Origin of the sequence: Ramlibacter aquaticus (assembly GCF_015159745.1) — a bacterium.
GTDB classification, from domain to species: domain Bacteria; phylum Pseudomonadota; class Gammaproteobacteria; order Burkholderiales; family Burkholderiaceae_C; genus Ramlibacter; species Ramlibacter aquaticus.
The window spans coordinates 12,899-33,734 of sequence record NZ_JADDOJ010000035.1 but is presented as its reverse complement, the minus strand read 5'-3'; the positions used below and the strand labels follow the sequence as shown (position 1 = coordinate 33,734).

General features: G+C 71.2%; 21 protein-coding genes. 19 read left to right on the top strand and 2 right to left on the bottom strand.

Features of this window, described 5'->3' with window-relative positions:
* Positions 1 to 2: 2 nt before the first annotated feature.
* The 13 genes from IM725_RS10385 to IM725_RS10325 all read left to right on the top strand — a co-directional run bounded on the left by IM725_RS10385 (position 3) and on the right by IM725_RS10325 (position 13,604).
* Complete coding sequence (locus tag IM725_RS10385; protein WP_193780518.1) at positions 3 to 548, top strand: DUF3305 domain-containing protein; 546 nt, start codon at positions 3 to 5, stop codon at positions 546 to 548.
* Complete coding sequence (locus IM725_RS10380; protein ID WP_193780517.1) at positions 541 to 1,272, top strand: DUF3306 domain-containing protein; 732 nt, start codon at positions 541 to 543, stop codon at positions 1,270 to 1,272. The genes IM725_RS10385 and IM725_RS10380 overlap by 8 nt, the downstream gene beginning before the upstream one ends.
* Positions 1,199 to 3,298: a 4Fe-4S dicluster domain-containing protein gene (locus IM725_RS10375; protein WP_193780515.1), complete on the top strand. Its 2,100-nt coding sequence runs from the start codon at positions 1,199 to 1,201 to the stop codon at positions 3,296 to 3,298. Before IM725_RS10380 ends, IM725_RS10375 begins: the two co-directional genes overlap by 74 nt.
* Entirely contained in the window at positions 3,298 to 3,918 is a 621-nt protein-coding gene (locus IM725_RS10370) for a TorD/DmsD family molecular chaperone (protein ID WP_193780514.1), read from the top strand. Before IM725_RS10375 ends, IM725_RS10370 begins: the two co-directional genes overlap by 1 nt.
* Before the next feature lie 66 nt (positions 3,919 to 3,984).
* The gene (locus tag IM725_RS10365) at positions 3,985 to 4,197 is read left to right on the top strand and encodes a twin-arginine translocation signal domain-containing protein (RefSeq protein ID WP_193780512.1); all 213 of its coding nucleotides are present in this window, start codon (positions 3,985 to 3,987) and stop codon (positions 4,195 to 4,197) included.
* Positions 4,198 to 4,206: 9 nt separating this feature from the next.
* Complete coding sequence (locus IM725_RS10360) at positions 4,207 to 7,173, top strand: formate dehydrogenase subunit alpha (protein ID WP_193780511.1); 2,967 nt, start codon at positions 4,207 to 4,209, stop codon at positions 7,171 to 7,173.
* 17 nt (positions 7,174 to 7,190) lie between these two features.
* Positions 7,191 to 7,808, top strand: a complete 618-nt coding sequence (gene fdh3B, locus IM725_RS10355; protein ID WP_193780509.1) for a formate dehydrogenase FDH3 subunit beta — start codon at positions 7,191 to 7,193, stop codon at positions 7,806 to 7,808.
* Positions 7,808 to 8,044: a hypothetical protein gene (locus tag IM725_RS10350; RefSeq protein WP_193780508.1), complete on the top strand. Its 237-nt coding sequence runs from the start codon at positions 7,808 to 7,810 to the stop codon at positions 8,042 to 8,044. The genes fdh3B and IM725_RS10350 overlap by 1 nt, the downstream gene beginning before the upstream one ends.
* Positions 8,044 to 9,231, top strand: coding sequence for a formate dehydrogenase subunit gamma (locus IM725_RS10345; protein WP_193780507.1), 1,188 nt, complete (start codon positions 8,044 to 8,046; stop codon positions 9,229 to 9,231). Before IM725_RS10350 ends, IM725_RS10345 begins: the two co-directional genes overlap by 1 nt.
* Positions 9,232 to 9,253: 22 nt before the next feature.
* Complete coding sequence (locus IM725_RS10340; RefSeq protein ID WP_193780506.1) at positions 9,254 to 9,706, top strand: hypothetical protein; 453 nt, start codon at positions 9,254 to 9,256, stop codon at positions 9,704 to 9,706.
* Positions 9,703 to 10,542: a formate dehydrogenase accessory sulfurtransferase FdhD gene (locus IM725_RS10335; RefSeq protein ID WP_193780505.1), complete on the top strand. Its 840-nt coding sequence runs from the start codon at positions 9,703 to 9,705 to the stop codon at positions 10,540 to 10,542. The genes IM725_RS10340 and IM725_RS10335 overlap by 4 nt, the downstream gene beginning before the upstream one ends.
* Positions 10,543 to 10,663: 121 nt before the next feature.
* Positions 10,664 to 13,177, top strand: a complete 2,514-nt coding sequence (locus IM725_RS10330; RefSeq protein WP_193780504.1) for an ABC transporter permease — start codon at positions 10,664 to 10,666, stop codon at positions 13,175 to 13,177.
* A gap of 22 nt (positions 13,178 to 13,199) precedes the next feature.
* On the top strand, positions 13,200 to 13,604 hold the full coding sequence (locus IM725_RS10325; RefSeq protein WP_193780503.1) for a group II truncated hemoglobin: 405 nt from the start codon (positions 13,200 to 13,202) through the stop codon (positions 13,602 to 13,604).
* Between the two features lie 354 nt (positions 13,605 to 13,958).
* On the opposite strand, the gene IM725_RS10320 is transcribed toward IM725_RS10325, so the two are convergent.
* Both IM725_RS10320 and radC read right to left on the bottom strand, forming a co-directional pair.
* Positions 13,959 to 14,609: a Smr/MutS family protein gene (locus tag IM725_RS10320; protein WP_407692517.1), complete on the bottom strand. Its 651-nt coding sequence runs from the start codon at positions 14,607 to 14,609 to the stop codon at positions 13,959 to 13,961.
* Positions 14,606 to 15,283, bottom strand: coding sequence for a RadC family protein (gene radC, locus IM725_RS10315; protein ID WP_193780502.1), 678 nt, complete (start codon positions 15,281 to 15,283; stop codon positions 14,606 to 14,608). Before radC ends, IM725_RS10320 begins: the two co-directional genes overlap by 4 nt.
* A gap of 37 nt (positions 15,284 to 15,320) precedes the next feature.
* Between radC and IM725_RS10310 the strand changes: the two genes are divergently transcribed.
* The 6 genes from IM725_RS10310 to serS all read left to right on the top strand — a co-directional run bounded on the left by IM725_RS10310 (position 15,321) and on the right by serS (position 20,821).
* Complete coding sequence (locus IM725_RS10310) at positions 15,321 to 15,791, top strand: FKBP-type peptidyl-prolyl cis-trans isomerase (RefSeq protein WP_193780501.1); 471 nt, start codon at positions 15,321 to 15,323, stop codon at positions 15,789 to 15,791.
* An 8-nt stretch (positions 15,792 to 15,799) separates the two neighbouring features.
* Positions 15,800 to 16,729: a 4-hydroxy-3-methylbut-2-enyl diphosphate reductase gene (gene ispH, locus IM725_RS10305; RefSeq protein ID WP_287066426.1), complete on the top strand. Its 930-nt coding sequence runs from the start codon at positions 15,800 to 15,802 to the stop codon at positions 16,727 to 16,729.
* Positions 16,719 to 17,651 carry a threonine/serine dehydratase gene (locus IM725_RS10300; RefSeq protein WP_193780499.1) on the top strand — a complete coding sequence of 311 codons (933 nt, stop codon included), beginning with the start codon at positions 16,719 to 16,721 and terminating at the stop codon, positions 17,649 to 17,651. The genes ispH and IM725_RS10300 overlap by 11 nt, the downstream gene beginning before the upstream one ends.
* Before the next feature lie 84 nt (positions 17,652 to 17,735).
* The gene (locus tag IM725_RS10295) at positions 17,736 to 18,128 is read left to right on the top strand and encodes a LexA family protein (RefSeq protein WP_321576201.1); all 393 of its coding nucleotides are present in this window, start codon (positions 17,736 to 17,738) and stop codon (positions 18,126 to 18,128) included.
* A gap of 25 nt (positions 18,129 to 18,153) precedes the next feature.
* Positions 18,154 to 19,464, top strand: coding sequence for a Y-family DNA polymerase (locus IM725_RS10290; RefSeq protein WP_193780498.1), 1,311 nt, complete (start codon positions 18,154 to 18,156; stop codon positions 19,462 to 19,464).
* Between the two features lie 43 nt (positions 19,465 to 19,507).
* Positions 19,508 to 20,821, top strand: coding sequence for a serine--tRNA ligase (gene serS / locus IM725_RS10285; RefSeq protein ID WP_193780497.1), 1,314 nt, complete (start codon positions 19,508 to 19,510; stop codon positions 20,819 to 20,821).
* Positions 20,822 to 20,836 lie beyond the last annotated feature (15 nt).

Below are 20,836 nucleotides of genomic sequence, written 5' to 3'. Positions count from 1 at the left end.
GCATGCCTGAACGCCCCCGCCTCGACGTCGCCGTGCTCATGCGGCGCGAGAAGCTCGACAACCGCTGGCAGCCCTGGCGCTGGAGCGTGGCCGAGGTCGTGCCGGCGCAGCCAGCCTTCGGCGACGCCCCGCGCCTGCTGCTGCAGGACGAGGCCGGCGCGCGCTGGCTGCATCCGGGCTTCGCCGTCGAGCTGTTTCCCGACGACACCGAGGGCTACTACCTCAACGCCAGCACGCCCCAGCCCTCGTGGTTCGTGCTGTGGCGCATGGACGAGCCGCAGCCGGGCGGCGAGGAGCCGCTGGCGCGGCCGGTGGCCGTGTCCCTCAGCTACCACGATGCCGGCCGCTGGCTGGACGCGCAGGAGAGCGTGGACGCGGTGCCCGTGCCGCCGGAGGTGGCCGACTGGCTGCGCGAGTACGTGGCGTTGAACTGGCAGCCCGAGCCGCGTCGCCGTCAGCGACCTGAAAGCTTCCGGCCGCTGCAGGACCGCTTCGGCAACCCGGCCTCGGTCTCCACGCAGAAGAAGCAGCGAGGCGGCGGTGGCTGACGGTTTCCTGTCGCGTTGGTCGCGACGCAAGCTCGATGTGAAGGAGGGCAGGGCACCTGCACCTTCGGCGCCCCCCGTGCCCGTCCCGCCGGGTGCGCACGCGGCGCCCGATGCTGTGCAGGCCCCGGCGCGGGTGCAGCCCCTGGCGCCTGCATCGCTGGCCGCGGACCCGCTGCAGGCGCCGCCGATGGGCCCCGAGGCCGCCCCTGCAGACCTGGCGCCCGCCGAGGCTGCGGCCCCTGCCGCGCCCGTGCACGCCGCCGCGGCGGAAGGGCCGCCACCGCCGCCCACGCTGGACGATGTGGCGCGGCTGGGCATCGAGTCCGACTTCTCGCGCTTCGTCGCGCCGGACGTGTCCGCCGAGGTCAAGAACGCGGCCATGAAGAAGCTGTTCGCCGACCCGCGCTTCAACGTGATGGACGGCCTGGACGTCTACATCGACGATTATTCGCAGCCGGACCCGATCCCTGAATCGATGGTGCGCAAGCTGGCTGCGTCGCAGTTCCTCAAGCTTTTCGAGGAAGTGCCGAAAGAAGCGGAAATCCAAAGCCCCGCGACCGCACTCGCCAATGACTGCTCAGTCAGTAAAGGCGCAGAATTCGTGGCACAGTCCGCGCCTTCGCGCGAAGAAGCAAGCGCGCACCCCAGCCATGCCGACCCTGATCTGCGATTGCAACAAGACGATGCCCCTCCAGGAGAAGACCCTGGGCCGGGCGATCGGTGAACCCGGGCTGGCCCTGCACACCACGCTCTGCCGGCGCGAGGCCGGCGTTTTCCAGCAAGCCCTGCGCGGCAGCGAGGACGTCGTCGTCGCCTGCACGCAGGAGCGTGCGCTGTTCGGTGAACTGGCGCGCGAGACCGAGGCGGCCGTGGCCCCGGTGCACTTCGTCAACATCCGCGAGACCGGCGGCTGGAGCCGCGACGCGCGCGACGCGATGCCCAAGATCGCCGCGCTGCTGGCGGCCGCCCGCCTGCCCGAGCCCGAGCCCGTGCCCACCGTCACCTACCGCAGCGGCGGCAAGGTGCTGGTCATCGGCCCGCTGCAGGTGGCGGAGGCCGCGGCCGAACTGCTGGCCGACAAGCTCGACGTGACCCTCTTCGCCCGCGGGGGCGAGGGCGCCCAGGTTCGCCGCTTCCCGGTGCTCGCCGGCCAGATCGATGCACTCACCGGCTGGCTGGGCAAGTTCGAGCTGCGCTGGTCGGCCTCCAACCCCATCGACCTGGACCTGTGCACGCGCTGCAATGCCTGCGTGCAGGCCTGCCCCGAGGGTGCCATCGGCCTGGACTACCAGGTCGACCTCAGCCGCTGCAGCGCGCACCGCGACTGCGTGAAGGCCTGCGGGGCCGCCGGGGCCATCGACTTCAACCGCACGGCGCAGGCCGAGACGGACAGCTTCGACCTGGTGCTGGACCTGCAGCCCGAGCCGCTGTTCACCCAGCACGCCAAGCCGCAGGGCTACTTCCACCTGCCGCGCCAGTCGGCCGCCGGCTTCGACGGCCCGGCCACCGCCGTGCTGCTGCGCCTGCGCGAGCTGGTGGGCGAATTCGAGAAGCCCAAGTTCTTCGAGTACCGGCAGAAGCTGTGCGCGCACAGCCGCAACACGCAGGTCGGCTGCGACGCCTGCATCGAGGTCTGCTCGGCGCGCGCGATCACCAGCGTCGCCAGGCAGCAGAAGATCGAGGTCAATCCCAACCTCTGCGTGGGTTGCGGTGCCTGCACCACGGTGTGCCCCACCGGCGCGATCGCCTACGCCTACCCGCGTCCCGTGGACCAGGGCCGCAAGCTGCGCACCCTGCTGGACACCTACGCCCGCGCTGGCGGACGCGCCCCCGTGCTGCTGTTCCACAGCGAGGGCAAGGGCGCCGCGATGGTGCAGTCGCTGGGCCGTGCCGCCCGCCTGGGGGCCGCAGGCGGCCTGCCCGCAAACGTGATCCCGGTGGGCCTCTGGCACACGGCCAGCCTGGGCCTGGACCTGTGGCTGGCGGCCATCGCGCAGGGCGCGGCCGGCGTGGCGGTGCTGCTCACCGACGAGGAGGCGCCGGAGTACGCCCAGGCACTGCGCCAGCAGATGGCGGTGGCGCAGGCCGTGCTCAGCGGCCTGGGTTACCGCGGCACCCACCTGAGGCTGCTGCAGCCGCACGACGAGGCGGCCTTCGACACCGCCCTGCGCGAGGCGGCCACCGCCACGGCGCAGGCGCCGCGCGAGGCGGCGCGCTTCAGCGCCGTGGCCGAGAAGCGCGCCACGCTGGACCTGGCGCTGGACCACCTGATCGCCCAGGCGCCCGCGCCCGCCGACGAGATCGCGCTACCGGCAGAAGGCGCGCCCTTCGGCACGCTGGTCGTGAACCGCGATGCCTGCACCCTGTGCATGAGCTGCGTGGGCGCGTGCCCGGCCTCCGCCCTGCAGGACAACCCGAACCGCCCCGAGCTGCGCCTCATCGAACGCAACTGCGTGCAGTGCGGCCTGTGTGCCACCACCTGCCCCGAGAACGCGATCACCCTGCAGCCGCGCCTGCTGACCACGCCGCAGCGGCGCGAGGCGCGCGTGCTGCACGAGGCGCAGCCCTGGGCCTGCATCCGCTGCGCCAAGCCGTTCGGCACCCGCCAGGCCGTGGAGGCCATGCTGGGCCGCCTGGCCGGCCACGCGATGTTCCAGGGCGCGGCCCTGGAGCGCCTGAAGATGTGCGGCGACTGCCGCGTCATCGACATCCACGCCGCCTCGGACGAGGTGCGGATCACGGACCTGTGATGCAGCCGCTGCCCCCCGCCACCACCAGCGCCCTCGACGAGGAGACCGCCCGCGCCGAGGTCTACGGCCTGCTGGCGGCCCTCTGGTATGCACCGCCCACGGCCGAGCTGATGGCCGCGTTGCGCGTGGCCGTGACGCAAGCGCCCGCGGCCGGGGCCTTCCTGGAGGAGCCCTGGCGGGAACTGGTGGCCGTCGCGCGGACCTCGTCCGACAAGGACGTGGCGGCCGAGTACGACACGCTCTTCGGCGGCGTCGGCAAGCCCGAGGTCTACCTGTTCGGTTCGCACTACCTGGCCGGCTTCCTCAACGAGAAGCCCCTGGTGCGCCTGCGCGAGGACATGGCCGCGCTCGGCCTGGACCGCGACGAGGCCATGCCCGAGACCGAGGACCACCTGGCCTGCCTGTGCGAGGTGATGCGCTACCTCATCGCCGGGGACGACGTCACCGTGTCGAACCTGGCCCGTCAACGGCAATTTTTCCAATCGCACCTGCAGCCCTGGCTGGACAGGCTGTGCGATGCGGTCGCCGCCCACCCGAGGGCGCGCTTCTATGCAGCCCTGGCCGGCTTCACCCGGGCCTTCGCCAGCGTGGAGGCCCAGGGCTTCGACATGCTGGACTGATTTAAAGTGTTGTAGTAAGAAGTAATGACTTTGCCTTCCAGAAAACCACTTCGACCGGAGATTGCGATGGATTCCACCCAGCAACGCTCGCGCCGTGGCTTCATGCTCGGCGCTGCAGTCGCGGGTGCGGCGGCCGCGGCCGTCGCCAGCCTGGCCAGCGTCAAGCGGCCCCAGGCCCCCGTGGCCGAGCCCGAACCCCAGCCGGCACCGCCGGCCAACGGCGGCGGCTATCGCGTCAGCGAGCACATCCAGCGCTACTACAAGAGCGCGCGCATCTAGGAGCCCCACATGCTGCTGACACGCAAATCCACGGGCACCACGGCGCCCGCGTCGCCCTTCGTCCATCGCTTGCAGCGCGGCATCGCGCAGGCCCTGCCCACCATGGACCGCCGCAGCTTCCTGCGCCGCTCCGGCCTGGGCGTGGGCGTGGGCCTGGCCGCCTCGTCCCTCACCCTGGTGCGCAAGGCCAAGGCCGCCGACGCGGCGCCGGGCACCGCCGGCAGCGCCGGCCGCATCGAGGTCAAGCGCACGGTGTGCAGCCACTGCTCGGTGGGCTGCGCCGTCGATGCCGTGGTCGAGAACGGCGTCTGGGTGCGCCAGGAACCGGTCTTCGACTCGCCCATCAACATGGGCTCGCACTGCGCCAAGGGCGCGGCCCTGCGCGAGCACGGCCACGGCGAGCACCGCCTGCGCTACCCGATGAAGCTGGTCGACGGCAAGTACCAGCGCATCGGCTGGGACCAGGCCCTGGACGAGATCAGCGCGCGCATGCTGGAGCTGCGCAAGCAGAGCGGCCCCGACGCCGTGTTCTGGGTCGGCTCCTCCAAGCACAACAACGAGCAGTCCTACCTGCTGCGCAAGTTCGTGAGCTACTGGGGCAGCAACAACTGCGACCACCAGGCCCGCATCTGCCACTCCACCACCGTCGCCGGCGTCGCCAACACCTGGGGCTACGGCGCGATGACGAACTCGTACAACGACCTGGCCAACGCCAAGTGCGCGATGTACATCGGCTCCAACGCGGCCGAAGCGCACCCGGTCAGCATGCTGCACATGCTGCACGCCAAGGAAAGCGGCTGCAAGCTGATCGTGGTCGACCCGCGCTTCACCCGCACCGCCGCCAAGGCCGACGAGTACGTGCGCATCCGCTCCGGCTCGGACATCGCCTTCGTGTTCGGCCTGCTGCACCACATCTTCAAGAACGGCTGGGAAGACCAGAAGTACATCAACGACCGCGTCTACGGCATGGACCAGGTCAAGGCCGAAGCGCTCACCAAGTGGACGCCGGACAAGGTCGAGGAAGTCTGCGGCGTGCCGGAAGCCCAGGTGCTGAAGATCGCCGAGATGATGGCGAAGAACAAGCCGTCCACCGTGGTGTGGTGCATGGGCCAGACCCAGCACACCACCGGCAACGCCATCGTGCGCATCTCCTGCATCCTGCAGCTGGCGCTGGGCAACGTGGGCGTGTCCGGCGGCGGCACCAACATCTTCCGCGGTCACGACAACGTGCAGGGCGCCACCGACGTGGGCCCCAACCCCGATTCGCTGCCCGGCTACTACGGCCTGGTGGAAGGCTCCTGGCGGCACTTCGCCAAGGCCTGGGGCGTGGACTACGACTGGCTCAAGGGCCGCTTCGCCAGCCCGGCGATGATGACCAAGCCCGGCATCACCGTCTCGCGCTGGATCGACGGCGTGCTCGAGAAGAACGAACTCATCGACCAGGACTCCAACCTGCGTGCGATGGTGTTCTGGGGCCACGCGCCCAACTCGCAGACCCGTGGCCTCGAGATGAAGCGGGCCATGGACAAGCTGGACCTGCTGGTCGTGATCGACCCGTACCCCTCCGCCACCTCCGCGATGGCGGCCATGCCCGGCAAGCCGGAAGACCGCAACCCGAACCGGGCCGTGTACCTGCTGCCGGCCTGCACGCAGTTCGAGACCTCCGGCTCCGTCACCGCCTCCAACCGCTCCATCCAGTGGCGCGAGAAGGTCATCGAGCCGCTGTGGGAGAGCCGCACCGACCACATGATCATGTACCAGCTGGCCACCAAGCTCGGCTTCGGCAAGGAGCTGGTCAAGGGCTACGGCATGCACAAGGTCAAGGGCATGGACGAGCCCGTGGTCGAGGACATCCTGCGCGAGATCAACAAGACCTGCTGGAGCATCGGCTACACCGGCCAGAGCCCGGAGCGCCTGAAGGCGCACATGAAGCTGATGCAGCACTTCGACGTCAAGACGCTGCGCGCCAAGGGCAGCGTCAAGGACCCGGCCACCGGCTACGACATCCAGGGTGACTACTACGGCCTGCCCTGGCCCTGCTACGGCACGCCCGAGCTCAAGCACCCCGGCACCCACATCCTCTACAACACCAGCCAGCACGTGATGGATGGCGGCGGCAACTTCCGCGCCAACTTCGGCGTCGAGCGGGATGGCAAGAGCCTGCTGGCCGAGGACGGCTCCGCCTCCAAGGGCGCGGACATCCAGACCGGCTACCCCGAGTTCGACCACGTCCTGGTGAAGAAGCTGGGCTGGTGGGACGAGCTGACGGACGCCGAGAAGACCGCGGCCGAGGGCAAGAACTGGAAGACCGACAACTCCGGCGGCATCATCCGCGTGGTCATGAAGAACCATGGCTGCCATCCCTTCGGCAACGCGAAGGCGCGGGCGGTGGTCTGGAACTTCCCGGACGCGATCCCGCAGCACCGCGAGGCCCTGTACTCCACGCGCCCGGACCTGGTCGCCAAGTACCCCAGCCACGACGACAAGAAGGCCTTCTGGCGCCTGCCCACGCTGTACAAGTCGGTGCAGCAGAAGAACCTCACCGACAAGGTGGCGCAGAAGTTCCCGCTCATCCTCACCTCCGGCCGCCTGACCGAGTACGAGGGCGGCGGCGAGGAGACGCGCTCCAACCCCTGGCTGGCGGAACTGCAGCAGGAGGCCTTCGTGGAGATCAACCCCAAGGCGGCCGCCGAGCGCAACATCCGCAACGGCGAACGCGTGTGGCTGGTCGGCCCGACCGGCGCGCGCATCAACGTGCAGGCGATGGTGACCGAGCGCGTCGGCCCGGACACGGTGTGGATGCCCTTCCACTTCTCCGGCCGCTGGCAGGGGGCCGACATGCTGCCCTGGTACCCCAACGGCGCGGCGCCCATCGTCCGCGGCGAGGCCGTGAACACCGCCACCACCTATGGTTATGACAGCGTGACGATGATGCAAGAGACCAAGACCACGGTCTGCAACATCGAACGTGCCTGAGAAGAAGGAGAACACACATGGCACGCATGAAATTCGTCTGTGATTCGGAGCGCTGCATCGAGTGCAACGGCTGCGTCACGGCCTGCAAGAACGAGCACGAGATCCCCTGGGGCGTGAACCGCCGCCGCGTGGTCACCCTCAACGACGGTGTGCCGGGCGAGCGCTCGGTCTCCGTGGCCTGCATGCACTGCTCGGACGCGCCCTGCATGGCCGTCTGCCCGGTGCAGTGCTTCTACCGCACCGACGAGGGCGTGGTGCTGCACAACAAGGACACCTGCATCGGCTGCGGCTACTGCAGCTACGCCTGCCCCTTCGGCGCGCCGCAGTTCCCCGCGTCCGGCCAGTTCGGCGTGCGCGGCAAGATGGACAAGTGCACGTTCTGTGCCGGCGGCCCGGAAGAGAACGGCTCCGAGGCCGAGTTCGAGAAGTACGGCCGCAACCGCCTCTCCGAGGGCAAGCTGCCCGCCTGCGCCGAGATGTGCTCGACCAAGGCGCTGCTCGCCGGCGACGGCGACATGGTGGCCGACATCTTCCGCACCCGCGTCGTCAAGCGCGGCAAGGGCGCGGAAGCCTGGGGCTGGGGCACCGCCTACGGCTCGCGCCAGGCCGGCCAACCCAACGGGGGGAAGTCCTGATGAATGCACGCATCCTCCGCGCGGCCCTGCCGCTCGCGCTGGGCCTGGCGCTCGCGGCCTGCGGCGAGAAGCCGCAGACCCTGGGCCAGGGCAGCCGCCAGGACACGCCGGCCTTCGACGGCCCGGCCAGCCCCTTCACCGCCGCCGGCTGGAAGCCGGGTGACCGGACCAGCTGGGAACAGCAGATCCACACCCGGCAGCAGCAGGGGCAGAACGAATACAACAAGGTGTACTGATGCGCGCCCCCGCCATCCTTGCGGCCCTGCTGCTGGCGACGGCCACGCTGGCCCAGGCCCAGGCGCCGAGCGCGGCACCCGCCGCCGCGGCTGCGCCCGTGGCGGCGCCCGTGGGCGGCATCCAGGGCCAGAACATCCTGGACGTCAAGCCCGAAGTGCGGCCCGACGCGCCCAGCGACCCCAACTACCTGAAGCAGACCAACGGCGAGCGCCAGAAGGTGCAGCCGGGCAACAACGCGCCCGCGTGGCGCGCGGTGCAGCAGGGCCAGGCCGGCATCAGCAGCCTGCCTTTCTCAGAGGCGCCGGAAGCCGGCGTGCTGATCCAGCCGCCGGTGCAGTACCCCGGTTCGCTGCGCACCACCGCGGGCGAGGCCTGGCGCCAGGTGCGCAACCACTGGATCCTGCCCTACGGCGGCGCGCTGTTCCTGATCGCCCTGGGCGCGCTCGCCATCTTCTACTTCACGCGCGGCACCATCCGCCAGCACGGCACCGACACCGGCCGCAAGATCGAGCGCTTCACGCCCTTCGAGCGCTCCGCGCACTGGGCCAACGCGATCGCCTTCTGCATCCTGGGCGTGTCAGGCCTGGTGATGGCCTTCGGCCGCTTCATCCTGCTGCCGGTCATCGGTGGCACGCTGTTCGGCTGGCTGACCTATGCGCTCAAGACGATGCACAACTTCGCCGGCCCCGTGTTCGCGGTCTCGCTGGTGATCGTGTTCATCACCTTCGTGAAGGACAACCTGCCTCAGCGTGGCGACCTGCATTGGGCCCTGAAGGCTGGCGGCCTCTTCAGCAGCCATGGCGAGGAGCCCGCCTCCTGGCGCTTCAACGCCGGCGAGAAGGTGGTGTTCTGGGGCGGCGTGTTCCTGCTGGGCATCGTCGTCGTCTCCTCGGGCTTCGTGCTCGACAAGCTGGTGCCCGGCCTGGTGTACGAGCGTGGCAGCATGCAGATCGCGCACATGGTCCACGCCGTGGCCACGGTGCTCATGCTGTGCATGTTCGCCGGCCACATCTACATCGGCAGCATCGGCATGGAAGGCGCTTACGACGCCATGAAGACCGGCTACGTGGACGAGACCTGGGCCCGCGAGCACCACCGCTTCTGGTACGAACAAGTCGAATCGGGCGAGATCCCGGCGCAGCGCAGCCGCCCGGCCGTGCCGGAGAAGCCGGCGGCCGCCACCTGAGCCGCGAGGAAAGAACACAGCCATGAACAAGATCCTCATCGCGGCCGCGCTGCTGGCCGCCTTCGGTGCCGCCAGCGCCAAGCTGCCGGCCCCCGACGACGCCGCCAAGGCCAAGGCCGCCGAGGCCGCGGCCAAGACGGCCTGGCAGGGCAAGGTCGACGCCTACCTGCTGTGCAAGGCGCAGGACCGCGTCGCGGCGGCCTACCACAAGAGCGCGGGCAAGGGCGCCGCGCCGGCGGCCAAGCCGGCCGCCGCCGCCAGCAAGCCGGCTGCGGGCGCTTCGGGCGCCACGGGCACGCCGGTCGCGTCCTCGGCGCCGCCGCCCTGCGCCGACCCCGGCCCCTTCGCCTACAACCCGCCGCAGCAGAAGCCGCTGGAGACCTCGGAGGCGCACTCGCCGGCCGGCAATGCGACCAGCCCGCCCAGCGTGCGTGCGAACTCGGCGCAGATGGCGCCCGCCGCCCCGAAGAAGTGAAGCGGGCGCTGCCCCAGCTCAGCGCGGCGGCCGCACCGCTGACGCGCGAGGTCGAGACCGTCGACGAGCACGGGCAGCGCAGCGTCACGCCCATCCCGGCCGAACGGCCGCTCACCGTCTATGTGGACAAGCGCGAGCTGGTCACGCTGATGACGCTGGGCGCCCACCCCGAATGGCTGGTGCTCGGCTACCTGCGCAACCAGCGGCTGGTGCGCAGCGTGGAAGACGTCGAGTCCATCACCGTGGACTGGGAGGTGGGCGCCGCGGCGGTGCGCACGCGTGCCGGCATCCAGGACATCGAAGCGCGCACCGCGCGCCGCGTGGTCACCACCGGCTGCGGCCAGGGGAGCGTCTTCGGTGGCCTGATGGACGAGATCGAGCAGCTGCACCTGCCGCCCACGCGCATCACCCAGGCCGAGCTCTACGCCATCGTCAACGCGATCCGGCTCCAGGAGAGCACCTACAAATCGGCCGGCTCCGTGCACGCCTGCGCGCTGTTCGAGCGCGAGCGCCTGCTGCTCTTCGTGGAAGACGTGGGCCGGCACAACGCGATCGACACCATCGCCGGCTGGATGTGGCTGCAGGAGCCGCCCATGGGCCCGCAGGACAAGATCTTCTACACCACCGGCCGGCTGACCAGCGAGATGGTCATCAAGTCGGCGCAGATGGGCGTGCCCATCGTCATTTCCCGCAGCGGCATCACGCAGATGGGCCTGGAAGTGGCGCAGAAGGTCGGCGTGTGCACCATAGGCCGCGCCACCAACCGGCACTTCCTCTGCTACAGCGGCGCGGGCCGGCTGGAGTGGCAGCCCGCGCTGGCGACGGCGCCGCGCTGAGCACGCCAGGCGCCGGTGCCTGGACGCCGGCCCATCCCCGTCACTGTTTGCGGCGCGCATCGCCCGCCGCCGCAAGACCCTGGCCGGCACCCGTCTGCCGCGCCGGGCGTAAGCTCCTCCCATGCAATCCATCCTGAGGCTGGGCCTTCGCACCCTGCTGCGCGACCTGCGCGCCGGTGAGCTGCGGCTCGTCATCGTCGCCGTCACGCTCGCCGTCGCCGCCATGGCCGCGGTGGGCTTCTTCGCGGACCGGCTGCAGGGCGGCCTCGCGCGGGACGCGCGCCAGCTGCTGGGCGGCGACGTGGTGGTCGCCAGCGACAACCCCGCGCCGGAGGCTTTCGCGCAGCAGGCGCGCAGCCTGGGCCTGGCCTCAGTGGTGACCGCCACTTTCCCGACCATGGCCCGTGCCAGCGACGCGCAGGGCGGCGCGAGCCGCCTGGTGGCGCTGAAGGCGGTGCCTGCGGGCTATCCGCTGCGCGGGCAGCTCACGGTGGCGCCCGGGCCCCAGGCCCCGGGCAGCGCCGTGCGTGACATCCCGCCGCGGGGCCAGGTGTGGGTCGATGCCTCGCTGCTCGAGGCGCTGGGGCTGTCGGTGGGCGATCCGCTGCAGCTGGGCGATTCGCTGCTGCGCATCGGCAAGGTCATCCAGCTCGAGCCCGACCGTGGCGCCGGCTTCATGAGCTTCGCGCCGCGCGTGATGCTGAACGCGGCCGACCTCGCGGCCACGCACCTGGTGCAGCCGGCCAGCCGCATCAGCTGGCGGTTTGCCGTGGCGGGGCCGGACAAGGCTGTGGCAACCTTCACGCGCTGGGCCGATGCGCAGGCCAGCCAGACCCGGGGCATGCGGGTCGAATCCTTCGAGACCGGCCGGCCGGAGATGAAGCAGACGCTGGACCGCGCAGGCAAGTTCCTCAACCTGGTCGCCCTGCTGTCGGCCCTGCTGAGTGCGGTGGCCGTGTCGCTGGCGGCACGCGGCTTCGCCGCCTCGCACCTGGACGACTGCGCCATGCTGCGCGTGCTGGGCCAGAGCCAGCGCCGCATCGCCGGGGCCTACACGGTGGAGTTCGCGGTGGTGGGCCTGGCGGCCAGCCTGCTGGGCGTCGCGCTGGGCTGGGGCCTGCATTTCATCTTCGTCTGGATGCTGTCGGGCCTGGTGGAGACGGCCTTGCCCGCGCCGGGCCCCGGGCCTGCGCTGTTCGGGCTGGGCATGGGCCTGACCCTGCTGGGCGCCTTCGGCCTGCCGCCCGTGCTGCAGCTGGCGCAGGTGCCGCCACTGCGGGTGATCCGGCGCGACGTGGGCAACCTCAAGCCCGCCTCGCTCGCGGTGCTGGGCGTGGGCGTGGCCGGCTTCGCGGCCCTGCTGCTGGGCGCCAGCAGCGACCTCACGCTGGGCCTGATCGCGGTGGGTGGCTTCGCCGGCGCGGTGGTGCTGTTCGCGCTGCTCAGCTGGGTGGCCGTGAAGCTGCTGCGCGCCTCGGTGCACGAGGACACGGCGCCGCGCTGGCTGGTGCTGGCAACGCGCCAGGTCTCGGCGCGGCCGGTGTACGCGGTGGTGCAGTCCAGCGCGCTTGCGGTGGGCCTGCTGGCGCTGGTGCTGCTGGTGCTGCTGCGCACCGACCTCATTTCCACCTGGCGGCAGGCCACGCCGGCCGACGCGCCCAACCGCTTCGTCATCAACGTCATGCCCGACCAGGACGCGGACTTCCAGAAGACGCTGCGCGACGCGGGCGTGCGCAACTACGACTGGTACCCCATGATCCGCGGCCGGCTGGTGGCGGTGAACGGCCACCCCGTGTCGCCGGACGACTACGCGGACGATCGCGCCAAGCGCCTGGTGGACCGCGAGTTCAACCTCTCCAACAGCGCCACGCGCCCGCCGCACAACGAGATCACGGCCGGCCGCTGGATGCCCGGCGAGGCCGGTGCGATCAGCCTGGAGCAGGGCCTGGCGAACACGCTGGGCCTGAAGCTGGGCGACGTGCTGCGCTTCGACATCGGCGGCCAGCAGAAGGAGGCGCGCATCACCTCGCTGCGCAAGGTGGACTGGAGTTCCATGCGCGCCAACTTCTTCGCCATGTACCCGGTGGACTCCCTGGGCGACGAGCTGCCCGTCACCTACATGGGCGCCTTCCGCGCGCCTGCGCAGAAGGGGTTCGACAACGCGCTGGTGCGGCGCTTCCCGAACATCACAGAAGTCGACATGACACTGACCCTGAACCAGGTGCAGGGCGTGCTGGACAAGGTCATCCGGGCCGTAGAGTTCCTGTTCGGGTTCACGCTGGCGGCCGGGCTGGTGGTGCTGTTCGCCGCCGTGACCGCGACGCGCGAGGAGCGCGCGCGCGAGTTCGCGATCATGCGGGCGGTGGGGGCGGGCAGTGCCCTGCTGCGCCAGGTGCAGCGCGCCGAACTGGCGGGCGTGGGCCTGCTGGCCGGGCTGCTGGCCAGCCTGGCGGCCACGGCCGTGGGCTGGGCCATGGCGCGCTACGCCTTCGATTTCGAATGGACGGGCTCGCCCTGGGTGGTGCTGGCGGGCACGCTGTGCGGCGCGCTGCTGGCCCTGGCCGCGGGCTGGTGGGGCCTGCGCGACGTGCTGCGCCGCCCCGTGGTGGAGACCCTGCGCCGGGTGGCCGAATAGCGGGCCGAGGGACAATAGCGGCATGCAGATCCAGGAAAAGCCGCCCCATGACACCCCTTTCGAGTGGATAGGCGGCGAAGAGAAAGTCCGCCAGCTGGTCGATCGCTTCTACGACCTGATGGACCTCGAGCCCGCCTACGCCGAGCTGCGCGCCGCCCACGGCAGCGAGCTGGGCCGCGCGCGGGACAACCTGTTCTGGTTCCTGTGCGGCTGGCTGGGCGGCCCCCAGCACTACACCGACCGATTCGGACACCCGCGCCTGCGCATGCGCCACATGCCCTTCAAGATCGGCATCCGCGAGCGCGACCAGTGGCTGGCCTGCATGGACCAGGCCATGGGGGAGGTGGGCATCGACGAGACCCTGCGCACCCGGCTGAAGGACTCGTTCTTCCAGACTGCGGACTGGATGAGGAACACGCACGGCTGAGGCCGTTCGGCATCTGGATCTCCCAGAAACCGAGACACCGAGACACCGGTCTCAAGACCTGCTTCACGCAAGCGCGAGCGCGGGCGCAGGCGCGCGGCGTTCTCCCACGCCCGGGCTGCGAGGCGGGTGGCTCGTTCCGCTCATGTCCCCCGCCGCGCGCAGCGCGGCGGGGGACATGAGCGGAGGGGCCTGCCCCCGTCCCGGTCCGGGCGCGGACCACCAGCTCTGGCGCCCGTCCACCAGCGCCTGATGCAGTCCAGCAGCGCGTGACGCGGGCCAGCATCACGTGAAGCAATCCAGCAGCTCCGGGCGCAGTCCAGCCGCCCTCGAGCCCCCGAGTTCGAGAACCCCCGGCTAGGCGCCCACCGCCACCGACGGCCGCAGCAGCACCACCACCGCGCCTGCACCGCCCTCGTCGGCGCGCGCCTGAACGAAGGCGATGACCTGGTCCTTCTGCATCAGCCAGCCGTGCACCTTGCCCTTGAGCACCGGCGTCTTGCCCGGCGAGCCCAGGCCTTTGCCGTGCACCACGCGCACGCAGCGCCAGCCGCGCTTGCCGGCCTCGCGCAGGAAGCCGCCCAGCGCCTCGCGGGCCTCGTCGCGGCGCAGGCCGTGCAGGTCGATCTCGCCCTGGATGCTCCAGCCGCCGCGTCGCAGCTTGCGCGTCACGTCCACGCCCACGCCGGGCCGGCGGAAGCTCAGGGCCTCGTCGATGTCCAGCAGGGTGGTGGCATCGAACTCGTCCGACAGGGCCTCGTGCAGCACGCGCTGGTCGTCGAGCTGGCGCTGCACCGCGATGGGCGCGGGTGGCTCGGTGGCCAGCAGCACGCGCGGTGGCACGCGCAGGGGCTGCACGTCCCCGGCGGCGCGCTGGAACAGGTTGCGCTCGGCATGGGCGCGACGCTCGGCCTCCTCGCGCGCCTTCTGCTCGGCGGCGGCAAGGCGCTGCTGCTCGGCCAGGCGGCGGCGCATGGCTTCCAGGTCCTGCAGCGAGCGTGCCTTCACAGCAGGCCCTGCTCCGCCATCGACAGCGACTGGCCCGGCCCGACCACCACGTGGTCCAGCACGCGCACGTCCACCAAGGCCAGTGCCGCCTGCAGCGACTTCGTCAGCGCCTCGTCGGCGCGCGAGGGCTGCACCGCCCCGCTGGGATGGTTGTGCGCCAGCACCACGGCCGCGGCGCCCAGCTGCAGCGCACGCTGCACCACCTCGCGGGGGTAGACGCTGGTCTGCGACAGCGTGCCGCGGAACATCTCCTCCAGAGTCAGCAGCCGGTGCTGGGCGTCCAGGAACATGACGGCGAACACCTCGTGCGGCCGGCGGCCGAGCTGCAGCTGGATGTAGTCGCGCGCGGCCTGCGGGCTGTCCATAAGCGGGCGCTCGGCCAGCTGCTGGGCCAGCGCGCGCCGTGCCAGCTCGAGCACGGCCAGCAGCTGGGCGCGCTTGGCGCTGCCGCCCAGGCCCTTGAAGGCCTGCAGGCTGCCCGCCGTGGCGTGCAGCAGGCCGGCGATGCCGCCGAAGCCTTGCAGCAGTTCCCCGGCCATCTGCATCACGCCCCGACCGGCCGTGCCGGTGCGCAGCAGCAGGGCGAGCAGCTCGGTGTCGCTGAGGGCGGCGGCGCCGCGTGCCAGGAGCTTCTCGCGCGGCCGGGAATCCACCGGGACATCGTGCAGGGGCATGGAGTTTCTACAATGGAGGCAGTTTATCGGGACTTCCATGGCCACACCCGCGCCCAGGATCCAGCCAGGATCCTTTCTCACGCTGCACTACCGCCTCTCGGGGCCGGGCGGCGACATCATCAACACCTTCAGCGACAAGCCCGCCACGCTGACGCTGGGCAGCGGCGAGCTGTCGCCCGCGATGGAGCAGCGCCTGGTCGGCCTGGAGGAGGGCACGCGCGCCACCTTCGAGATCCCTGCGGGCGAGGCCTTCGGCGACCGGAACCCGGACATGATGCAGTGGGTCGCGCGCAAGCTGCTCGTCCAGATGGGCGACCCGGACGAGAAGTACGAGGTCGGCGACGTGGTGCAGTTCCCCACGCCGGACGGCCTCTCCACCTATGCCGGCGCGGTCTGCCAGGTCGCCGCCGGCGCCGACGGGAAGCCGGACGCGGTGCTGTTCGACTTCAACCACCCACTGGCGGGCCAGCCGGTGAGCTTCGAAGTCCAGGTCATCGGCGTCCTGTGAGCAGCGCCGTGAACATCCTTCTGGCCGAGCCGCGAGGCTTTTGCGCAGGCGTCGACCGGGCCATCGAGATCGTGGAGCGCGCGCTGCAGAAATTCGGCGCGCCCATCTACGTGCGCCACGAGATCGTGCACAACACCTACGTGGTGAACGACCTGAAATCCAAGGGCGCCATCTTCATCGAGGACCTGGCCGACGTGCCGCCGGGCGCGACGCTGGTCTTCTCGGCCCACGGCGTCAGCCGTGCCGTGCAGGAGGAGGCGGCCGCGCGCGGCTTCAACGTGTTCGACGCCACCTGCCCGCTGGTCACCAAGGTGCACGTGGAGGTGGCCAAGCTCGCGCGCGAGGGCTACGAGTTCATCATGATCGGCCACAAGGGTCACCCCGAGGTCGAGGGCACCATGGGCCAGCTCGATTCCGGGATCCACCTGGTGGAAGATGTCGCCGACGTGGCCCACGTGAAGCCCGCGCAGGAGGACAAGCTCGCCGTCGTGACGCAGACCACGCTCTCCGTGGACGACGCGGCCGAGATCAGCGCCGCGGTGCGCGCGCGCTTTCCCAAGATCCGCGAGCCCAAGCAGCAGGACATCTGCTATGCCACGCAGAACCGCCAGGACGCGGTCAAGCTGCTGGCGCGCCAGGTGGACGTGGTGATCGTGGTGGGCAGCCCCACCAGCTCCAACAGCAACCGCCTGGCCGAACTCTCGCGCAAGCTGGGCGTGCCCAGCCACATGGTGGACAGCGCCGCCGACCTGCAGCCCGAATGGCTGGAGGGCCGTGGCCGCGTGGGGCTGACGGCCGGTGCCTCGGCGCCCGAGATCCTGGTGCAGGCAGTGATCGACCGCATCCGCGCGCTGGGTGCGGTGGCCGTGCAGCGCATGCAGGGCATCGAGGAGACGGTGAAGTTCCCGCTGCCCAAGGGCCTCAAGCTTGACGCCTGACGCGATCGCGGCGGCGGGCCAGCGCTTCGCGCGAGAGTTTCCGCACTTCATACGCCGCACGCCCCTGTGGCAGCTGCCCGGCCGGGCCCTGGGCCTGGACTGCGAACAGGTCTGGCTCAAGCTGGAGCACCTGCAGACGGCCGGCAGCTTCAAGGCGCGCGGCATGCTCATGCGCCTGCTCTCGCAGCCCATCCCGGCCCCTGGCGTGATCGTCGCCTCGGGCGGCAACGCCGGCATCGCCACGGCAGCGGCCGCGCGCGAGCTTGGCGTGCGCTGCGAGGTCTTCGTGCCCGTGGTCAGCAGCCCGGCCAAGCAGGCCCGGCTGCGCGAGCTGGGCGCCGAGGTGGTGGTGACGGGCGAGGCCTACGCCGACGCGCTGCAGGCCTGCCTGGACCGCCAGCGCGCGACGGGCGCGCTGCTGACCCATGCCTACGACCAGCCGGAGGTGGTCACCGGCGCGGGCACGCTGGCGCAGGAGATCGAAGCCCAGGGCGGCGGCGTGCCCGACGCCGTGCTGGTGAGCGTGGGCGGCGGCGGCCTCATCGGGGGCGTGGCCAGCTGGTTCCAGGACCGCAGCCGCGTGATCGCCCTGGAGCCCGAGGGTGCGCCCACCCTGCATGCGGCCCGCGCCGCGGGAGCGCCCGTGGACGTGGCCGTGGGCGGGCTGGCGGCGGATTCGCTGGGCGCGCGCCGCATCGGCGCCCTGGCCTGGGACATCACGCAGCGCTGGGTGCCCGAATCGCTGCTGCTGCCGGACGCGGCCATCCGCGCGGCCCAGCAGCGGCTGTGGAAGGACTTTCACCTGGCGGTCGAGCCCGCGGCGGCGCTGGGCCTGGCCGCGCTGGCCGAGGGTCGCGTGCAGGCCACACGGCCGTGCATCATTCTCTGCGGCGCCAACCTGGACCCGGCCACGCTCGCCTGAGCCCCGCCGGGGCGTGCCCGGCGATATACTGGATGGGTGAACAGTAGTGCTTCGAAAGGCGCATGGGCCTTCGTTCCTGGGCCGGTGCTTCCGCTGCCCATGGTGCAGGGGACGATCCGCGCCGGCTTCCCCTCGCCGGCCGACGATTTCGCCGTCAAGCGGCACGACCTGAACGAACTGCTGATCACGCACCCCCAGGCCACCTTCTTCTGGCGCGTGCGCGGCACCTCCATGGTCGGGGCCGGCATCACCGACGGCGACATCCTGGTGGTGAACCGCGCGCTGCAGCCGGTGCACGGCGACATCGTCGTGGCCGAGGTGGACAACGACTTCACCGTGAAATACCTGCACCAGCGCGGCGGCAAGGTGCGGCTGAAGGCCGCCGACGCCACCTTCCCCGACATCGTCTTCGAGCGCGAGGGGCAGACGCTGGTGGTCGTGGGCGTGGTGACCTGCGCGATCAAGCGCTTGCGCTGAGCCCGGCGGCAGGAGGGGGCCCGGCGTGTACGCCTTGCTGGACGGCAACAACTTCTACGTCAGCTGCGAGCGGGTCTTCCGCCCCAGCCTGCGTGGGCGGCCCGTGATCGTGCTGTCCAACAACGACGGCTGTGCCATCGCGCGCAGCAACGAGGCCAAGGCCCTGGGCATCGCCATGGCCGAGCCCTGGCACCAGGTGCGCCAGCGCCTGGGCGACGCCGGGGTGGTCGCGCTCTCGGCCAACTTCACGCTGTACGGCGACATGAGCAGCCGCATGATGTCGCTCGCCGCCGGCCTGGGCCCGGCGCAGGAGATCTATTCCATCGACGAGTGCTTCGTCGACCTGGGCGGCCTGCGCGGCGACCTGCGGGCCCGCGCGCAGCGCCTGCGCGAGCGCATCCACCAATGGATAGGCGTGCCCAGCTGCGTGGGCATCGCGCCGACCAAGACGCTGGCCAAGCTGGCCAACCACATCGCCAAGGACGCCGAGCGCCGCCCCGGCCACAGCTACCCGGCCGGGCTGGCGGGCGTGTGCGACCTGGGGACCCTGCCGCCTTCGGACCTGGACGCCCTGCTGGCCCTGACGGACGTGGGCGAGGTCTGGGGCATAGGCCGGCGGCTGGGCGCCCAGCTGCGCGAGGCGGGCGTGGCCAACGTGCTCCAGCTGCGTGCGCTGGACCCGGCCCTGGCGCGGCGGCGCTGGAGCGTGGTGGTCGAGCGCACCGTGCGCGAGCTGCAGGGCCAGCCCTGCGTTGCGCTGGACGACCAGCCCGGGCCGCGCAAGGAGGTCTCGTGCACGCGGGCCTTCGGCGTCGCGGTGGACACGCTGGCTCCCCTGGAGGAGGCCGTGAGCGAGTACGCGAGCCGGGCCGCCTTCAAGCTGCGCGAGGACGGCAGCGCGGCGGCACAGGTGCTGACCTTCATCCACACCAACCCCTTCCGGCGCTGGGAGAAGCAGTACTCGCGCGCGGCCACCGTGCCGCTGCGCCGCCCCAGCGCTGAGACCGGGCCCATCGTGCAGGCGGCGCTGCGCGGCCTGCGCCAGGTGTGGAAGCCGGGCTTTCGCATCCACAAGGCCGGCGTCATCCTGCTGGACTTGCAGGACGCTGCCGTGCAGCAAGGCGAGCTGGCCCTGGAGGCCGAGCCCGGCGGGCGGCCGCGCGAGCGCCTGGCCCAGGCCCTGGACCAGATCAACGACCGCTGGGGCCGCGGCACGCTGCAGGTGGCCAGCGCGGGCCTGGGCGGCGAGGCGCGCAGCTGGACCATGAAGCAGCAGTGGCGCACGCCGCACTACACCACCAGCTGGGACGACCTGCCGGTGGCCCATGCGGGCTGAGCCGCACGGCCGGGGCGCGGGCGGGCGCCCGTAAAATCGGCGCATGCTCGACATCCAGCTCCTTCGCCGCGACCTCGCCTCCGTGGTTGCGCGCCTCGAAACCCGCAAGAAGCCGCAGGCCTTCCTGGACGTGGCCGCCTTCACCGCGCTGGAGAGCGAGCGCAAGTCCATCCAGACCCGCACCGAGGAGCTGCAGGCGCAGCGCAACAGCCTGTCCAAGCAGATCGGCCAGCTCAAGTCCAAGGGCGAGAGCGTGGAAGCCGTGATGGAGCAGGTGGCGGCGATCAAGACCGAGCTCGAGGCTTCGGCCGCGCGGCTGGAGCAGATCCAGCCCGAGATGCAGGCCCTGCTGCTGGCCGTGCCCAACCTGCCGCACGAAAGCGTGCCCGTGGGCGCCGACGAATCCGGCAACCAGGAGCTGCGCCGCTGGGGCACGCCGCGCCGCTTCGACTTCCCGGTCAAGGACCACGTGGACCTGGGCGAGCGCCTGGGGCTGGACTTCGAGACCGGCGTCAAGCTGAGCGGCTCGCGCTTCACCGTGATGCGCGGCCCCGTCGCGCGCCTGCACCGCGCGCTCGCGCAGTTCATGCTCGACGTGCAGACCGGGGAGCACGGCTACACCGAGTGCTACACGCCCTACATCGTCAACGAGGCCACGCTGCGCGGCACCGGCCAGCTGCCCAAGTTCGAGGAAGACCTGTTCGCCGCCACCAAGGGCGGCCAGGAGGGCTTCGGCGAGGAGGAGGGCGGCCAGAAGCTCTACCTCATCCCCACGAGCGAAGTGACGCTGACCAACTTCGTGCGCGACGAGATCCTCGAGGAGGCGCAGCTGCCCCTGCGCCTGACCGCGCACACGCCCTGCTTCCGCTCGGAGGCGGGCAGCGGCGGGCGCGACACTCGCGGCATGATCCGCCAGCACCAGTTCGACAAGGTCGAGATGGTGCAGATCACGCATCCCGAGAAGAGCCACGAGGCGCTGGAGCAGATGACCGGCCATGCCGAGGCCATCCTGCAGAAGCTGGGCCTGCCGTACCGGGTGATGCTGCTGTGCACCGGCGACATGGGCTTCGGCGCGGCGCGCACGCACGACCTGGAGGTGTGGCTGCCGGCGCAGGACACCTTCCGCGAGATCAGCTCGGTGTCCAACATGGAAGCCTTCCAGGCGCGGCGCCTGCAGGCGCGCTTCAAGAACGCGCAGGGCAGGAACGAGCTGGTCCACACGCTCAACGGCTCCGGCCTGGCCGTGGGCCGCACGCTCGTGGCGGTGCTGGAGAACTACCAGAACGCCGACGGCAGCATCACGGTGCCCGAGGTGCTGCGGCCCTACATGGGTGGGGTCGAGGCGCTGCGGCCCTGAGCCTGGGGCGGGCGC

What these genes read in the sequence shown, in the direction of transcription:
- fdh3B (WP_193780509.1), top strand. Translation starts at nt 7,191, where the DNA reads ATGGCACGCATGAAATTCGTCTGTGATTCGGAGCGCTGCATCGAGTGC.
- radC (WP_193780502.1), bottom strand. Translation starts at nt 15,283, where the DNA reads ATGCCCCTGCACGATGTCCCGGTGGATTCCCGGCCGCGCGAGAAGCTC.
- IM725_RS10385 (WP_193780518.1), top strand. Translation starts at nt 3, where the DNA reads ATGCCTGAACGCCCCCGCCTCGACGTCGCCGTGCTCATGCGGCGCGAG.
- IM725_RS10330 (WP_193780504.1), top strand. Translation starts at nt 10,664, where the DNA reads ATGCAATCCATCCTGAGGCTGGGCCTTCGCACCCTGCTGCGCGACCTG.
- serS (WP_193780497.1), top strand. Translation starts at nt 19,508, where the DNA reads ATGCTCGACATCCAGCTCCTTCGCCGCGACCTCGCCTCCGTGGTTGCG.
- IM725_RS10375 (WP_193780515.1), top strand. Translation starts at nt 1,199, where the DNA reads ATGCCGACCCTGATCTGCGATTGCAACAAGACGATGCCCCTCCAGGAG.
- IM725_RS10350 (WP_193780508.1), top strand. Translation starts at nt 7,808, where the DNA reads ATGAATGCACGCATCCTCCGCGCGGCCCTGCCGCTCGCGCTGGGCCTG.
- IM725_RS10345 (WP_193780507.1), top strand. Translation starts at nt 8,044, where the DNA reads ATGCGCGCCCCCGCCATCCTTGCGGCCCTGCTGCTGGCGACGGCCACG.
- IM725_RS10340 (WP_193780506.1), top strand. Translation starts at nt 9,254, where the DNA reads ATGAACAAGATCCTCATCGCGGCCGCGCTGCTGGCCGCCTTCGGTGCC.
- IM725_RS10360 (WP_193780511.1), top strand. Translation starts at nt 4,207, where the DNA reads ATGCTGCTGACACGCAAATCCACGGGCACCACGGCGCCCGCGTCGCCC.
- IM725_RS10310 (WP_193780501.1), top strand. Translation starts at nt 15,321, where the DNA reads ATGGCCACACCCGCGCCCAGGATCCAGCCAGGATCCTTTCTCACGCTG.
- IM725_RS10365 (WP_193780512.1), top strand. Translation starts at nt 3,985, where the DNA reads ATGGATTCCACCCAGCAACGCTCGCGCCGTGGCTTCATGCTCGGCGCT.
- IM725_RS10325 (WP_193780503.1), top strand. Translation starts at nt 13,200, where the DNA reads ATGCAGATCCAGGAAAAGCCGCCCCATGACACCCCTTTCGAGTGGATA.
- IM725_RS10370 (WP_193780514.1), top strand. Translation starts at nt 3,298, where the DNA reads ATGCAGCCGCTGCCCCCCGCCACCACCAGCGCCCTCGACGAGGAGACC.